This window comes from Blautia sp. OM06-15AC (genome assembly GCF_003481425.1).
GTDB lineage: Bacteria > Bacillota > Clostridia > Lachnospirales > Lachnospiraceae > Fusicatenibacter > Fusicatenibacter saccharivorans.
The window spans coordinates 42,201-57,463 of record NZ_QULD01000013.1 but is presented as its reverse complement, the minus strand read 5'-3'; the positions used below and the strand labels follow the sequence as shown (position 1 = coordinate 57,463).

Genomic DNA, 15,263 nt, shown 5'->3' with positions numbered 1-15,263 from the left:
TAGACAGTAATTTAAGAAAAAACAAAACCTAAAATGCAGTGACAGGGAGGAGTACCTGGCGGCGCAAAGCAAAGAGAGGAGATGGCTGGTGAGAATCTCCGTGAGCGTGCCTGCGGAAGTAGCCCTCGAGCAGTGGACTGAACAGAAAAAGCGGACAGCAATGTTTTCCAAGTAGGCTCCAACGTAGTTCCTACGTTACCGGGATGCCGTATCGGATGAAAAAAGTTAAATCCTGTACGGAATGAGCAGAAGTGTATTCTTCTGGAATTCAGGTGGTACCGTGGATGGAAACATTCTCCCTGAACGTAAGGCACAGAAAAGGTGTTTTATGTTCGGGGATTTTTTATGCAGTAAATTTAGAACAGGAGGTTTTCATATGAAACAGATTACAGGAAACAAACTTCTGGTAAAGGCTCTGAAGGAGGAGGGTGTCGAGTATCTCTTCGGTTATCCGGGAGCCTGCACCATTGACATCAGCGATGAGCTTTACAAACAGGATGAAATCAAAATCGTTCTGCCGCGCCACGAGCAGGCGCTGGTGCATGAGGCGGATGCCTATGCGAGAACGACAGGAAAAGTCGGCGTATGCCTCGTTACCAGTGGCCCTGGTGCAACCAACCTGGTCACCGGTCTTGCAACGGCAAACTACGACAGCGTTCCGCTTGTCTGCTTCACCGGACAGGTAGCCCGCCACCTCATCGGAAACGATGCATTCCAGGAGGTTGATATCGTCGGCATCACCCGCAGCATCACGAAATACGGCGTGACGGTAAGAAACCGTGAAGATCTCGGACGCATCATCAAAGAGGCATTCTACATCGCACGCACCGGAAAACCGGGCCCGGTTCTCATTGACCTTCCAAAAGATGTCATGGCAGAGTTCGGCAGCGCAGAGTATCCGAAAAACGTCAACATCCGCGGCTACAAACCGAACACCAGCGTTCATATCGGCCAGTTAAAACGTGCGTTAAAGATGCTTTCGAAAGCAAAACGCCCGCTGTTCCTTGCCGGCGGCGGCGTCAACATCGCACATGCGCAGGAAGTGTTCCGCGAAGTGGTCGAGAAAACACAGGTGCCGGTTGTCACAACCGTTATGGGACGCGGCGCGATCTCCACGAAACATCCGCTGTTCATCGGAAACCTTGGCATGCACGGCGCGTATGCGGCGAATATGGCAGTCAGCGAGTGCGATCTGCTGTTCTCGATCGGAACACGTTTCAATGACCGTATCACCGGAAAGCTGCATGAATTTGCCCCGCACGCGCAGATCGTCCACATCGACATAGACACCGCTTCGATCTCTCGAAACATCCATGTCGATATCCCGATCGTAGCCGATGCAAAAGAGGCGATCACGAAGATGGCAGAGTACGTAGAGCCATGCTCCACATCGAAATGGCTTGCCCAGATCGATGCCTGGAAGAACGAGCATCCGCTGACGATGCGCCAGAACGGCGTGATGGGACCGCTCGATATTTTCAACGCGATCAACGAGCAGTTTGACGATGCGATTATCGTCACCGACGTCGGACAGCACCAGATGCTGACAAGTCAGTACGTCGACATTACCGAAAACCGCCAGATCATCATGTCCGGCGGCCTTGGAACGATGGGATACGGCCTTCCGGGCGCGATCGGAGCAAAAATCGGCAACCCGGACAAACCGGTCATCGCGATTTCCGGTGACGGCGGTATGCAGATGAATATTCAGGAGCTGGCGACTGCCGTTCTCGAGGAGCTGCCGGTCATCCTGTGTATCTTCAATAATGAATACCTCGGCATGGTACGCCAGTGGCAGAAGCTGTTTTACGGCAAACGGTACAGCATGACAAACCTGCGCGCCGGTGCACTTTCCCGCAGAACAGACGGAGAAGAGTACCCGGAATACACGCCGAATTTTATCAAATTGGCTGAGAGTTACGGCGCAAAAGGAATCCGTGTCATGAAGAAAGAGGATATCGCGGCTGCGTTTGAAGAGGCGAAGAAAAACACCAAGACTCCGACAATCATCGAATTTATCATCGATCCGGAGGAGATGGTTTACCCGATGATCAAGCCGGGCGGAACGCTCGAAGATATGATTATGGACTGTTAGGAGGAGAGCGCGATGAATAAGGGAATGAAAAAAAGATGGATTTCACTGTACGTAGAAAACCAGGTTGGTGTCCTTTCCAAGATTTCCGGGCTTTTTTCCGCAAAAAGCTATAACTTGGACAGCCTGACCGTCGGAACGACCGAGGACCCGACCGTATCGCGTATGACGATCGCCACGGTCAGTGACGATGAGACGTTTGAGCAGATCAAAAAACAGCTGAACCGCATGGTCGAGGTCATCAAAGTCATCGACTTCACCGACGTGTTTGTGCGCATGAAAGAGATTCTGTATATCAAGGTATTCAACTGCAGCGCAGCTGACAAAGTCGAGCTGTTCCAGATCGCTGAGACGTTCAAGGCGAAGGTCATCGACTACGGAAAAGACAGCCTGCTGCTCGAGTTTGTCCAGACAGCGACGAAAAACGATGCAGTTGTGAAGCTGATGAAAGAGGAATTCGGCAAGATTGAAGTCGTGCGCGGCGGAAGCGTCGGTATCGAGTCGATCAATGTGATGGAGCGGTAAAAGAGAGGACGTTTTTGCGTGAACGAAAAGAGTATTACCACAATTACGTTAAAAAAGATTAATAAGAAAAGTGTGTATCAGTACATCTATGAGCACCGCCAGACGGCGAAGCAGCAGATTGTGCAGGATCTGACGATGGGGCTTTCGATGCACAGCGGAACGCTCGAGCATATCTGCATTGACCCGGAAGGGCCGGAGTGCTACTGCGCTTCTTTTTATTGAAGAGTTTCTGCAGTCGGAATTTTAATTTTTAATTATAGAATTTCAGGGATAGAAAATCCGGGAACGGAAAGTTTTACATTGCTTTCCATTCCCGGATTTTTTCTGCTTTTTATCAGTGTTCGTTTTTAGATAAACATCGCATAAATCGACGCTCCGACCACAGTCAGAATACCTGCAACTGCAATCGAAAGGCTGCTCATCGCGCCCTCGACATCGCCCATCTCCATGGCCTTCGCCGTACCGATCGCATGGGAGGCCGATCCGATACTGATGCCCTTTGCAATCGGCTCCTCAATGTGAAACAGCTTGCAGAGCGTCTCCGCCAGCATATTTCCCAGCACACCCGTGATGATGATAACGGCAACCGTGATCGTCACCGCACCGCCGAGCTCTTCCGAAACACCCATGCCGATGGCCGTTGTGATGGATTTCGGCAGCAGTGTTACATACATTTTATGATTCAGATTGAAGATCAGCGCCAGCGCGAGAACCACGGTAAGGCTCGTCAGCACGCCGGAGAGAATACCGGCGAGGATGGCTTTGATATTCTTTTTCAATGCCTCCATCTGCTCATACAGCGGAATCGCAAGGCAGACCGTTGCAGGAGTCAGCAGATAGCTCAAGTATTTTGCACCGTCATTATAATTCTGATAATCGATATCGAAAACAGCAAGGAATACAATGACGACTGCAATGGAAATCAGCAGCGGATTGAAAATCGGAAGCCCAAATTTTTTCTTTAACAGCATGCCGAGCTCATACGCCAGAAGGCTGATGACAACGCCGAAAAATGCAGATTCACAGAGCATATTTGTCATTTTGCGTCCCCTCCTTTGTGTTTCTTTTCCAGCCGGATGACCGCCTGTGTCACGCGTCCGGACACAATCATAACGACGATGGTGCTGACGAGCGTAATCACGAGAACCGGAACGAGAACGGCTTTTAATTCACCCCAGGATTCCATCAGGCCGACGCCCGCCGGAATGAACATGACCGGCATGATCTCAATCATAAACTTGCCTGCGTCCTCGACGGTATCAAGTTTTAATGCCCCCGTCATCAGAAGCGCCAGCATCAGCACAAGGCCGTAGATACTTGCCGGAATCGGAAGCGGCAGCACGGCGTGCAGGATTTCTCCGACGAACGAAACCGCCATAATTACAAGGAACTGTCTTAATAATTTCACTTTTTCTGTTGTCCTTTCTCCCCATAACCCACATAACATCACTCCTTCTCAATGTCACGACCCCGATTATACTACCCGCGTAAAAGAATTTCAACCGTAAATGTTACTGCAATTTTGGCTATTTTTGCCAAAAAAAGCAAAAAAATGCCCGCCAATCAAACGAAAAAGTGAAATCGGTGGGCATTTTAACATAATTTTTTGAGTTGATCCGATACGGAACTTTTTAAGCATTGCTTTCGGCATTTTTCCGATCCGGCAGAACGAAGATAAAGATCAGCGAACTGACAAGCAGCATGCCCGGATAGAAGAGGTTTGCCATGATTTCAAAGGCGGAGAGCTCATATCCCAGTTCATGCACCGCGGAAATCGCCACGAGCATCTGCGCGCCGTACGGCAGGATGCCCTGTGAGATGCAGGAGAAGGTATCGAGGAGCGATGCCGTTTTCCGTGGGGTGATGCCGTAGTCCTCGGACATCTGCTTTGCGATCGGGTTTGCCATGACGATCGCGACGGTGTTGTTTGCGGTCGCAATGTCGAGCAGCGCGACGAGAATGCCGACACCGAGCTGGCCGCCCTTTTTTCCGCGGAAGATTTTGTGAATGGCACGAAGCAGGACAGTAAAGCCGCCGTTTTCCCGGATCAGCGCGCACATCGCAGCGACGAGAATCGCAACCATACATGTCTCAAACATACCCGAAGTGCCGCTTCCCATGCTGGAGAGCATATCCAAGAGCGTCGTCTGTCCCGTACCGAGCATGATAACGGCACCGGAAGCAATACCGATAAGGAGTACGACAAACACCTGAATGCCCGCGATGCCGCCGATCAGCACGAGCAGGTACGGAACCATCTGCAGCAGATGGTATTCGTGGACGATCGGTGTGCCCGGCGCCTGTCGGAAGGAGATTACAAGGATCAGCGCCAGCGCGGCAAGAGCAGCCGGGAGAGCGATCCAGAAGTTTTCGCGGAACTTGTCTTTCATCTCGCAGCCCTGTCCGTTGCAGGCGGCGATTGTCGTGTCGGAGATGAAGGAGAGGTTGTCGCCGAACATGGATCCGCCCATGACGGAGGCGACGCAGAGCGCCAGCGAAAAGCCGGAGGTCTCGGCAACAGCAGCGGCGATCGGCACGAGAAGCGTGATCGTTCCGACGGAGGTTCCCATGGCCGTGGAGACGAAGCAGGCAACGACAAAGAGCACAGCGACGGCATACTTTGCCGGAATCCAGGAGAGCATGAAATAGGCAACGCTCTCTGCACTGCTCCTTCCGACAACGCCGACAAACGTGCCTGCGGCGAGGAAGATCAGCAGCATTGTGATGATGTTTTTGTCCCCGATGCCCTGTCCCATGAGGGCGAGCTTTTCTTCAAACGAGACACTGCGGTTCTGCAGACAGGCGACGAGGATCGCTGTCAGAAACGAGACGACGATGGGGATGTTGTAGAAGCCCATCGGAATTTTTAAAATATACTCGGAATAAATGCCGAACCCCAGATAAAACACCAGAAAAACGGCGATCGGGAGCAGGGCGGATGGCTTTCCTTTTTTCATAGAAATAAATACCAGACCTTTCGTGTGATTTTCCTTATTTTTTAATAGGGCGAATAGAATTATTCTATCATCTGGATCAGAAATCGTAAAGTAAAAAAGCAGGAAAAAACACGCCGGACATCTGGTAAATTCCAGAAATCCGGCGTTTTTTATAAGAGGTGCGTTTTGCTGTGCCTGTGCTTTATTATTTTGCGAGGAGCATCATAATCTGATTACTTCTGCTTACGAATTTTGTCATCTCGTCCGGAGAGAGCGGTTTGTGGCTGATCATTGCCAGATCATACAGCTGCTCGCAGAACAGGGATGTGTTGCCGTTCTCGCCATTCTTCAGAATGTACTGAACGAGCGGATGTTTTGCATTCAGGATCAGGGTTTCCTGTCCGCCGAACATGGACGGATCCATGCCGGTCATGCCGTACATCTTCATCATATCCTGCATCCGGCGGCTCTCCTCGGAAAGCGTTACCATGGAGGATACATTTTCGTCTTTCAGGTTCTCAACTTTGACGGTCAGATCTTTCTTGTCGAGGACTTTGCGGAAGAGATCGGTCAGAGTATTTGTAGCGTCGGTCAGATCCTCACCGGACTCGTCTTTCATATCGTTGGTCAGATCTGCATCGATGCGCTGGAAAGTTACATGCTCGTTGTAACGCTCTGCATGGGTGATGAAAGCGGAGTCGATGTTGTGTTTCAGGATGACAGCATCCATGCCCTGACTGCGGAACATGTTGATGTACTGGCTCTGCTGAACTTCGTCGGTGACGTAGTAAACAGTCGTTTTTTCCGGCTCTTTCTTCTCGTCAGCGTTTTCCGTATTTTCGGTATTCTCCGTAGTTTCAGCCTTCTCTTCGGTGTTCTCTGCAGGAGCTTCTTCTTTCTTATTCTCGTTGATGCAGTCCTCAAGAGTCAGATATTTTCCGTCGATGTTCTTGAACAGAATATAGTCCATCATCTTCTTGGAGAATTTCTCGTCCTTGATGCATCCGTATTTGATGAATGGGTTGATATCATCCCAGTATTTCTCGTAATTCTCACGGTCGGTTTTGCACATGCCGGAGAGCTTGTCAGCGAATTTCTTGGAGATGTACTCGGAGATCTTCTTGACAAATCCGTCGTTCTGCAGTGCGCTTCGGGATACGTTCAGCGGCAGATCCGGGCAGTCGATGACGCCTTTTAAGAGCATCAGGTATTCCGGAATGACTTCTTTGATGTTGTCGGCAATAAATACCTGGTTGTTGTACAGCTTGATGGTTCCCTCGATGGAATCGTACTCGGTGTTGATACGCGGGAAGTAGAGGATACCTTTGAGGTTGAACGGATAGTCCATGTTCAGGTGGATCCAGAACAGCGGCTCGCGGTAGTCGTTGAAGACTTTGCGGTAGAATTCTTTATAATCCTCATCGCTGCACTCGTTTGGATGTTTGGTCCACAGCGGGTGGATATCACTGATGGAAACCGGGCGTTTGTTGATTTTTACTTTCTCTTTGGCCGGGGAAACTTCAACCTGCTCTTTCGTTCCGTCTTCTTTTTCTTTCTCTTCGTATTTTGCGTCCTCGTGGATGTGCTCTACGACAACGTCGTCATCTTTTAATTCGCTTTCATCGATGGTCTCGTATTCCTGCGGCGCATTTGCTTTGGACAGGAAAATTTCAACCGGCATGAAGGAGCAGTATTTTTCCAGAACTTCGCGGACACGGTATTCGTTTGCGAATTCCAGGCAGTCCTCGTTCAGGAACAGAGTGATTTCGGTACCAACAGTTGTCTTGCTGCCCTCGGACATATCGTACTCGGTGCTTCCGTCACAGGTCCAGTGTACCGGGGTGGATCCTTCTTTATAGGAAAGAGAATCGATGTGAACTTCATCTGCTACCATGAAAGCAGAGTAGAAACCAAGACCGAAGTGGCCGATCATCTGATCTGAATTCGTTTTGTCTTTGTATTTCTCCAGGAATTCGGTAGCGCCGGAGAAGGCGATCTGGGTAATATATTCTTCGACTTCGTCTGCGGTCATACCGATACCGTTATCGATGAATTTTAAGGTTTTCTCATCCGGGTTTACAATCACCTGAATGGCTGCTTTGTAGTCATCCGGCAGAGTATATTCGCCCATGCCGTCGAGTTTTTTCAGTTTGGTGATGGCATCGCAGCCGTTGGAAACGAGCTCGCGGACGAAGATATCGTGGTCGGAGTACATCCATTTTTTGATAATCGGGAAAATATTGTCGCTGTTGATTGAAAGATTTCCATGTTTCGCACTCATGAGAAACACACTCCTTTTCTTATAAAAATATTTTGATCCAGCAAAGCGGGGATATCATGCTTTTTTAGATGTCTGCAGCTTTTTTACTGCTCTGATAGTTATAGTAATACTGGCACAGGGAAAAGTCAAGGAAAAATTAGCACTCGAGAAAAAAGAGTGCTAACAGAACAACGGAAAGTATTGAATTTACTGGTATTACGGTACTTTCTAAACTTTTTGTAAAGTCTGATCAGAAGGGCTGCGCAGTTGTTTCTGGAGAATGGATATGCTACAATGAAAAAGCATAGAAGCGTTTCGAACAGAAAGATTCCGAGGGTACATAAAAGAAAAATGGAGGAAATACATGACAAATGCGACAAAGGCGGCGCTGGAAGCGTCATTAAAAAAGCTGCTTTTGAAAAAGCCGCTGGACAAAATTACGATCAACGATCTGACGACAGACTGCGGCATCAGCCGGATGGCGTTTTATTATCATTTTAAGGATATCTACGATCTTGTCGAATGGTCGTGCCTGGAGGATGCGACGCAGGCGCTGCAGGGGAAGAAAACGTATGAGACATGGCAGGAGGGCCTGCAGCAGATTTTTGAGGCAGTGCTCGAGAATAAACCATTTATTATGAATGTCTATCACTCTGTAAGCCGGGAGCAGATCGAAACATATCTCTTTCATCTGACGCACGATCTGCTGTACGGTGTCGTGCAGGAAAAAGCAAAGGGAACCGGCATCTCTGAGGCGGATCAGAGTTTTATCGCAGATTTCTATAAGTATAGCTTTACCGGTGTCATGCTTGACTGGATCAAAGACGGAATGAAAGTGGATTACCATATGATTGCGGAAAAAATGCACCGCACGATGGAAGGAAATGTCGTCAATTCCATCCGAAATTTTGAAAAAAGAAATAAAATATAGTTACACTTTACAAAACAGGGCGGATGATAAAAATTTAATCATCCGCCCTGTTTTGTAAATGGAAAAGCGGGGAAAAATGAAGTAAGATTCAAATTGTCAACAGACAATGGCAACACAAATAGAAACTTGTAAAACAAAGAAAGCAGCATAACCTATACGAACCGGAAATTCGAAAAAACATTCCGGCAGTCGTATTTAGAAAAGAAAGGATGAACGTCTATGTCAAAAAAGGGATTAAAATTCGGAATCGCATCAGCAGCAGTCATCGGAGCTGGAGCAGCAGTGCTGCAGGCAAAAAACAAGAGTGAAGCAAAAAAAGCAGCGGAGACAACCACTGTAACATCAGAACCAAAGAATGATTACCGCAACACCGAGCGCGGAAAAGATAAGAAAAACAGCAAAGGCATTTATTACACCAACGGAAACTACGAAGCCTTCGCAAGACCGGAAAAACCGGAAGGCGTCGATGAGAAGAGCGCATACCTCGTAGGAAGCGGCCTCGCAGCCCTCGCAGCAGCGTGCTTCCTTGTAAGAGACGGCCAGATGAAAGGCGATCACATCCACATTCTGGAAGCCATGGACATCGCCGGCGGTGCCTGCGACGGTATCTACGATCCGACCCGCGGCTACATCATGAGAGGCGGCCGTGAGATGGAAAACCACTTCGAGTGCCTGTGGGATCTGTTCCACAGCATCCCGTCAATTGAGACACCTGGTGTATCCGTTCTTGATGAGTATTACTGGCTGAACAAAAAAGACCCGAACTACTCCCTGTGCCGTGCAACGAAGAACCGCGGCGAGGATGCCCATACCGACGGCAAGTTCAACCTGAGCCAGAAAGGCTGCATGGAGATCATGAAACTCTTCATGACAAGAGACGAGGATCTGTACGACAAGACGATCGAGGATGTTTTCGATGATGAAGTCTTCAATTCCACCTTCTGGCTGTACTGGAGAACGATGTTCGCATTTGAAAACTGGCACAGTGCACTGGAGATGAAGCTGTACTTCCAGCGGTTCATTCACCACATCGGCGGACTGCCGGACTTCTCCGCACTGAAATTCACGAAGTACAACCAGTATGAATCCCTGATTCTTCCGATGAAGAAATACCTCGAGGATGCCGGCGTAGACTTCCAGTTCAATACCGAAGTAACCAACGTTATCTTTGAAATCAACGATGGAAAGAAAGTAGCAAAAGCCATCGAGTGCAAAGTAAACGGCGTCGAGAAAGGCATCGTTCTCACCGAGAATGACCTCGTCTTCGTTACCAACGGAAGCTGCACCGAAGGCACGATCTACGGCGATCAGAACCATGCACCGAACGGTGATGCAGAGGTCCGCACGAGCGGCTGCTGGAGCCTGTGGAAAAACATTGCAAAACAGGATCCGTCCTTTGGACATCCGGAGAAATTCTGCTCCGATATTGCAAAGACAAACTGGGAATCCGCAACAATTACCACTCTCGACAATAAGATCATTCCGTATATCACCAATATCTGCAAACGTGATCCGAGAACCGGAAAGGTTGTTACCGGCGGTATCGTAAGCTGCCAGGATTCCAAGTGGCTTTTAAGCTGGACCATCAACCGTCAGGGACAGTTCAAAGAGCAGGATAAAGATAAGGTATGCGTATGGGTTTACAGCCTGTTCACCGACGTACCTGGTGACTATGTGAAGAAACCGATGAAAGAGTGCACTGGTAAAGAGATCACCGAAGAGTGGCTGTACCACCTCGGCGTGCCGGTTGACCAGATTCCGGAGCTGGCAGAGAACAGCGCTGTCTGCGTACCGACCATGATGCCGTACATCACCGCATTCTTTATGCCAAGAAGAAAGGGCGACCGCCCGGATGTCATCCCGGATGGCTGCGTCAACTTCGCATTCCTCGGACAGTTCGCTGAGACACCAAGAGATACCATCTTCACGACAGAGTATTCCGTTCGTACCGCAATGGAAGCTGTTTACGGACTCCTCGGCGTAGACCGCGGCGTGCCGGAAGTATGGGGCAGCGTTTACGATATCCGCGACCTGCTGGACAGCTCCGTGAAACTGATGGATGGAAAATCCCCGCTGGAAATCGAGCTTCCTGGACCGCTCAACCTGCTGAAAAAACCTCTGCTGAAACTGGTAGATGGAAATGTAGTTGGAGATCTCTTAAAAGAGCATGGAATTATTAAAGAGGATATGGTGAAATAAGAAATAGAAAATAAGTAAGAAATGCAATAAGACCTGCGCTTTCAAACGGCGCAGGTCTTATTGCGTTGCTATGTATGCTCTCAAACAATTAAGCAGATTTCTTCGTGAAAAACAGTGCGGCACAGACGGCGGCGATGCCTCCAGCGAGCTTTGCAACGAGAAGCGGCACGACAAAATCAGGATCGGTGCCGAACGTAAATCCCATATGTGCGGCGATGGTCGATGCGGCGGAGACGAGGAAAGCTGCGTTTACAATCTTTCCGCGCTCGTCCATTTTTTCCATCATTGTGATCGCCGGAACAGGGCTGACAATGCCCATCAGAAGGCCGGCGGCACTGCTGTCGTTCATGCCGGTTTTTCTTCCAATAAAAGAGAGCGGCTTTTTGAGCACCCGCTGTAAAAGCTCCGCCGTCGGAAGGCTGCCGAGCAGTACAATGCCGATGGACGAGACGACCGCCATCGCGTCCTCCAGCGGCGCAAGGTCCGGGAGCAGCGAAAAGCCAGTCATATAGCAGAACGCGCCCGCGATGAGGCCGATCGTCGTCAGAAGCCGGATCACATCTGCAAATACCGTGAACGCGCGCACGGTCTGCTCCGGAAAACGCCAGATGCCGAACATCAGCAGAAAGCAGAAGAGGAGCACCGGGAGCGACTGAAGTACGATCTGCAGAAAAGAGAGTCCTGAGAGCAGTCCGCCGACGATCATCGTGACGGGAAGCGTGCCCGTGCCGATCAGCATGCCGCGGGAGAAAAAGAGGCGGTCGCCGCTTTTCAGCATTCCCATGCCGACCGGAATTGTAAAGGTGATGGTACAGCCAAGCGTCGCCGCAATCACAAGTCCTGCGTAGCGCACCATCTCCTGCGATGCCGAAAGCTCTCCGGCGAGCTGGTAGCCGCCCATGTCAATGGCGAGAATGCCGGCGAGAAGTCCCGCATCCAGCCCAAAAAAGTTCCAGATGGGAACGAGGGCGAAACGGAGAAAGCGGGAGAGCAGCGGGGTGAGGCAGATGATGCCCGACATGGAAAGTGCCGTCGGTCCAAGCAGCATAAAGCCCTCCTCAAACCGTTTTCCAAATCCGAAGCGATTGCCAGCGATCCGGTCGACACCGCCGAGTACCGTGCCGACTGCCATGATCCACATAATAATCTGATTCATAAAAAGAGAACCTTTCTAAATAAGTATTTTGTCTTTATATCTGTTCTTCAAATGCAATTTCATTTTTCAGCAGAAACTGGCGGACTTCCTCATCGAAGACGCGGTCGAGCGACTTGTCCATCGTAAAGATTTTGAGGGAAGTTCCGGTGGTAAGTAAGAGTTTTCCGTCCTTATACTGAAAATTCAGAAAGCATCCAAACACGTTCTCTATTTCCAGCGGCAGCGCATGGTCCGCGATCATTTTTTCGCACGCCGCCTGCGGAAGCTGAAACACAAATTTGAACTGCAGAGGTGTCCGTTTTCCTTTGATGACGGAATAGCAGAACGATTTCACATCTTTCCAGAGAAGCCGCGTCCGCCCTTTTTCTTTTAAGAGCTGCGCGTCATCGGGATCGAAAAAGTCCGTGTGAAGACTGCCGTCGATGGAGAACGTCGTAAACGTTGTGATCGATGCCTCGGAGACGGGAAAGCGGTCAAATGTCTCGAGACGGAGCAGGGTGTTCATAAAATTCTTTAACTGTGTAATCTGCAGGATAATCATCCGTAGTTAAAACCAGCCTTTCTTTTTAAAATACCAAATTTCAACAGCAACAATGAGAATACAGACGCCGATCAGGATGAAGTACGCATACGGGGCAGAAAGCTCAGGCATATGCGTAAAATTCATGCCGTACCAGCCGGCGATCAGGGAAAGCGGGAAAAAGATCGTCGAGACGACCGTCAGAATCCGCATCGTATCGTTCTGACGCAGGTCGATCTGCGCCTGCTGCATCTCGCGGATCTGCAGGGCGTACTCCCGCAGCATCTGGGTGTGGTCGTACAAACGGTCCACGCGGTTTCCAAGGCGCGAAAACTGACGGGCGCATTCCGGGGGAAGAAAGTGATTTTCGTCCTCGGAGAGTATTTCGCACATGTCGAGAAGCTGCTGGTAATAGGCATGGAACACGAGCAGCTCCCGACGGATCGTGATCAGGGTCCGCTGCAGCTCTTTTGGCAGAGTGTCGAGAAGAGACTCCTCGATTGTCGCGAGGCGCTTCTCAAAATTCTGCAGATAGAGCATATCCTCCTGGATCAGCGATTCCAGAAACGAGAAAAACAGGTGGAAGACATCGGAAGTATCGAGCGGTTCTTCCGGGAAGAGGAGGCTCTGCAAAGCCGGAAGTGTCTGTTCGTCGGCTGCCAGAATAAGCTGCCCCCGGTCGAGATAAAACGCAAGCGAGAATGCAAGGTGAAGCGGATGCGTCTTGTCCGGGACGGCAAGCGATCCGACCAGGCAGTCAGGCAGCAGCTCTGCGCGGCAGTATTCGATGCGCTCCGGCTGCAGACTGCGCCGGAAAAGAGAAAATCCGGGCAGCGCCGCGCAGGCTTTGGAAGCTTCCGAAAACGAAAGCAGGGAAAGCCGGACCGAATCCGAAAAAGTCCATTCCATACGTACCACCTCCTGAAAATAAGCAATGGAAAAATATCCATAAACAAAAAAGCCGTATGACCGTAGTATACCGCAAAAAGGGGAGTGCGACAAGAAAAGGAAAAAACTTTTAACGGAAAAACTTTTATTGGGAAAAAACTTTTTGCAATGGAGCACTAAGTGTGTTATGATAAAATGTAGTTATCAAAACTACATGACAAAATATCAAAAAATTCACTGTGTCGAATTCGTCCCTAGTTCAGGAAGGTTTGAAAAAGAGCGGTGATTGGAAATACGAAACGTCCGCAGTGAGAAAAAGCGGAATCAAGTTTGGAGGGATAAAATATATGAGTTTTCACATTGTTGCAGACAGCTGCTGTGAACTGACAGCAGATATGAAAAAAAGAGGAAATATTGAAATTGCACCGCTGACCCTGGAAGTCGGCGGAGAATCCATTCTGGATGACGAGACATTTGACCAGAAATATTTTTTAAAGAGAGTAGCGGAATGCCCGGAGTGCCCGAAATCCGCCTGCCCGTCGCCGGATTATTTCCGGAAATCTTTTCTGAACGGAGCAGAACGGTGCTACGCGGTCACACTTTCCGCACAGCTCAGCGGTTCCTATAACAGCGCAGTGCTCGGTGCAAACCTGGCGCAGGAGGAGAACGAGGATCTGAAGATTCACGTATTCAATTCCAGAAGCGCATCGATAGGAGAGACCCTGATCGTGAAAAAAATCGTGGAGTGCGAGGAAGCCGGCATGAGCTTTGAGCGCGTCGTAGAGACAGTAGAACTCTATATCAGCACACAGCACACCTATTTCGTGCTGGAAAATCTCGAAACTCTGCGGAAAAACGGCCGTCTTTCCAAGGCGAAAGCACTTGTTGCATCCGCGCTTAAGATCAAACCGGTTATGGGAGCCACATCGGAGGGCGATATCGTACAGCTTGATCAGGCGCGCGGCATCAACAAAGCACTGATGAAAATGGTCGATGCCATTGTAAATGACGCACAGCATGTAGAAAACAAAACGCTTGCCATCTCTCATTGCAACTGCCCGGAGCGCGCCGAGATGGTAAAAGAAGCCCTTCTGGAGCGCCTTGCGGTACAGGATGTCTTCGTACTCGATACCCAGGGCGTCAGCAGTATGTATGCAAATGACGGCGGAATTATCATTGCATTATAACTTTTCTCTTCCCTTTTTGTTGAAAATGTAGTATAATTTTCAACATGTTTGAAAGTGCCGCCGAGCACTTTTTAGAAATCAAAGGAGAAGTAGAACCATGAGTCAGGAAAAAGTTGACCGCTATAAAAAGGAAAAAGCGAACCGTGAGAAAATCATGAGACGTGAAAGATGGATCACGAGACTGGAAGTTACCGCTTTCGTCGTTGTTCTGGCTACCCTGATCGGCTGGTTCTCCGTTGCTGTTTACCAGAACTCGGTAGCAGAGAAAAAGGCGAACCGCACGACAGAAACCACAACGATGAACGTGACGGATATTCAGAATTATCTGAGCGAGACCAACACATCCAGCGACAGCAGTGCAGATGACACCAGCGACAGCTCTGATGTTTCCGATACATCTTCGGACAGCACAGCAGATACGGCAAGTGACAGCACAGCAGATTCCATCAGCGAAAGTACAGCGGAATAAGCAGAATTGTTAAAGAAAGTAAAAGCGCTTACCACAGACGGGAAAATCCCGGAGTGATAAGCGCTTTTGTTATAGAGATTTATAGCAATCCCCGAAAATA

At 49.4% G+C, this 15,263-nt stretch carries 14 protein-coding genes and 1 other annotated feature; of the genes, 7 read left to right on the top strand and 7 right to left on the bottom strand.

The features are described 5' to 3' along the window. Positions 1 to 29: 29 nt before the first annotated feature. Positions 30 to 305: a binding site (T-box leader), on the top strand. Between the two features lie 71 nt (positions 306 to 376). Genes ilvB through DXB83_RS16705 form a run of 3 tightly spaced genes read left to right on the top strand, consistent with a single transcriptional unit; the run spans position 377 to position 2,839 of the window. Next, entirely contained in the window at positions 377 to 2,095 is a 1,719-nt protein-coding gene (gene ilvB, locus DXB83_RS14250) for a biosynthetic-type acetolactate synthase large subunit (RefSeq protein WP_022463091.1), read from the top strand. A 12-nt stretch (positions 2,096 to 2,107) separates the two neighbouring features. After that, a complete protein-coding gene (gene ilvN / locus DXB83_RS14245; RefSeq protein WP_022463092.1) occupies positions 2,108 to 2,617 on the top strand; it encodes an acetolactate synthase small subunit in 510 nt (169 codons plus the stop codon). Positions 2,618 to 2,635: 18 nt separating this feature from the next. After that, entirely contained in the window at positions 2,636 to 2,839 is a 204-nt protein-coding gene (locus DXB83_RS16705) for a hypothetical protein (RefSeq protein ID WP_055227113.1), read from the top strand. 125 nt (positions 2,840 to 2,964) lie between these two features. On the opposite strand, the gene DXB83_RS14235 is transcribed toward DXB83_RS16705, so the two are convergent. The 4 genes from DXB83_RS14235 to htpG all read right to left on the bottom strand — a co-directional run bounded on the left by DXB83_RS14235 (position 2,965) and on the right by htpG (position 7,834). Continuing rightward, complete coding sequence (locus DXB83_RS14235) at positions 2,965 to 3,657, bottom strand: LrgB family protein (RefSeq protein WP_055267500.1); 693 nt, start codon at positions 3,655 to 3,657, stop codon at positions 2,965 to 2,967. Next, complete coding sequence (locus DXB83_RS14230) at positions 3,654 to 4,025, bottom strand: CidA/LrgA family protein (protein ID WP_117509759.1); 372 nt, start codon at positions 4,023 to 4,025, stop codon at positions 3,654 to 3,656. Before DXB83_RS14230 ends, DXB83_RS14235 begins: the two co-directional genes overlap by 4 nt. A 223-nt stretch (positions 4,026 to 4,248) precedes the next feature. Then, positions 4,249 to 5,676 (bottom strand): Na+/H+ antiporter NhaC family protein, encoded by a 1,428-nt coding sequence (locus DXB83_RS14225; RefSeq protein ID WP_279221692.1) that lies wholly within the window; start codon positions 5,674 to 5,676, stop codon positions 4,249 to 4,251. An 82-nt stretch (positions 5,677 to 5,758) separates the two neighbouring features. Beyond that, a complete protein-coding gene (gene htpG, locus DXB83_RS14220; RefSeq protein ID WP_118697774.1) occupies positions 5,759 to 7,834 on the bottom strand; it encodes a molecular chaperone HtpG in 2,076 nt (691 codons plus the stop codon). Positions 7,835 to 8,177: 343 nt separating this feature from the next. Between htpG and DXB83_RS14215 the strand changes: the two genes are divergently transcribed. Beyond that, positions 8,178 to 8,744, top strand: a complete 567-nt coding sequence (locus tag DXB83_RS14215) for a TetR-like C-terminal domain-containing protein (protein ID WP_022461989.1) — start codon at positions 8,178 to 8,180, stop codon at positions 8,742 to 8,744. Positions 8,745 to 8,963: 219 nt separating this feature from the next. Then, positions 8,964 to 10,943: an oleate hydratase gene (locus tag DXB83_RS14210; protein WP_117509736.1), complete on the top strand. Its 1,980-nt coding sequence runs from the start codon at positions 8,964 to 8,966 to the stop codon at positions 10,941 to 10,943. Between the two features lie 88 nt (positions 10,944 to 11,031). On the opposite strand, the gene DXB83_RS14205 is transcribed toward DXB83_RS14210, so the two are convergent. The 3 genes from DXB83_RS14205 to DXB83_RS14195 are packed head-to-tail and all read right to left on the bottom strand — an operon-like array spanning position 11,032 to position 13,528. Beyond that, positions 11,032 to 12,099: an ethanolamine utilization protein EutH gene (locus DXB83_RS14205; RefSeq protein WP_118697773.1), complete on the bottom strand. Its 1,068-nt coding sequence runs from the start codon at positions 12,097 to 12,099 to the stop codon at positions 11,032 to 11,034. A gap of 34 nt (positions 12,100 to 12,133) precedes the next feature. Next, positions 12,134 to 12,640: a DUF5721 family protein gene (locus DXB83_RS14200; protein ID WP_055221274.1), complete on the bottom strand. Its 507-nt coding sequence runs from the start codon at positions 12,638 to 12,640 to the stop codon at positions 12,134 to 12,136. A gap of 6 nt (positions 12,641 to 12,646) precedes the next feature. Next, positions 12,647 to 13,528, bottom strand: coding sequence for a magnesium transporter CorA family protein (locus DXB83_RS14195; RefSeq protein WP_022461993.1), 882 nt, complete (start codon positions 13,526 to 13,528; stop codon positions 12,647 to 12,649). 326 nt (positions 13,529 to 13,854) lie between these two features. Between DXB83_RS14195 and DXB83_RS14190 the strand changes: the two genes are divergently transcribed. Then, positions 13,855 to 14,694, top strand: coding sequence for a DegV family protein (locus tag DXB83_RS14190; protein WP_118595628.1), 840 nt, complete (start codon positions 13,855 to 13,857; stop codon positions 14,692 to 14,694). A gap of 97 nt (positions 14,695 to 14,791) precedes the next feature. Then, entirely contained in the window at positions 14,792 to 15,163 is a 372-nt protein-coding gene (locus DXB83_RS14185; protein WP_118595600.1) for a hypothetical protein, read from the top strand. Positions 15,164 to 15,263 lie beyond the last annotated feature (100 nt).

Excerpts from the sequence above, each read along its gene's own strand:
- DXB83_RS14185 (WP_118595600.1), top strand. The coding sequence starts at position 14,792 with ATGAGTCAGGAAAAAGTTGACCGCTATAAAAAGGAAAAAGCGAACCGT.
- DXB83_RS14200 (WP_055221274.1), bottom strand. The coding sequence starts at position 12,640 with ATGATTATCCTGCAGATTACACAGTTAAAGAATTTTATGAACACCCTG.
- DXB83_RS14190 (WP_118595628.1), top strand. The coding sequence starts at position 13,855 with ATGAGTTTTCACATTGTTGCAGACAGCTGCTGTGAACTGACAGCAGAT.
- ilvB (WP_022463091.1), top strand. The coding sequence starts at position 377 with ATGAAACAGATTACAGGAAACAAACTTCTGGTAAAGGCTCTGAAGGAG.
- DXB83_RS14195 (WP_022461993.1), bottom strand. The coding sequence starts at position 13,528 with ATGGAATGGACTTTTTCGGATTCGGTCCGGCTTTCCCTGCTTTCGTTT.
- DXB83_RS14235 (WP_055267500.1), bottom strand. The coding sequence starts at position 3,657 with ATGACAAATATGCTCTGTGAATCTGCATTTTTCGGCGTTGTCATCAGC.
- DXB83_RS14215 (WP_022461989.1), top strand. The coding sequence starts at position 8,178 with ATGACAAATGCGACAAAGGCGGCGCTGGAAGCGTCATTAAAAAAGCTG.
- DXB83_RS14210 (WP_117509736.1), top strand. The coding sequence starts at position 8,964 with ATGTCAAAAAAGGGATTAAAATTCGGAATCGCATCAGCAGCAGTCATC.
- ilvN (WP_022463092.1), top strand. The coding sequence starts at position 2,108 with ATGAATAAGGGAATGAAAAAAAGATGGATTTCACTGTACGTAGAAAAC.
- DXB83_RS14205 (WP_118697773.1), bottom strand. The coding sequence starts at position 12,099 with ATGAATCAGATTATTATGTGGATCATGGCAGTCGGCACGGTACTCGGC.
- htpG (WP_118697774.1), bottom strand. The coding sequence starts at position 7,834 with ATGAGTGCGAAACATGGAAATCTTTCAATCAACAGCGACAATATTTTC.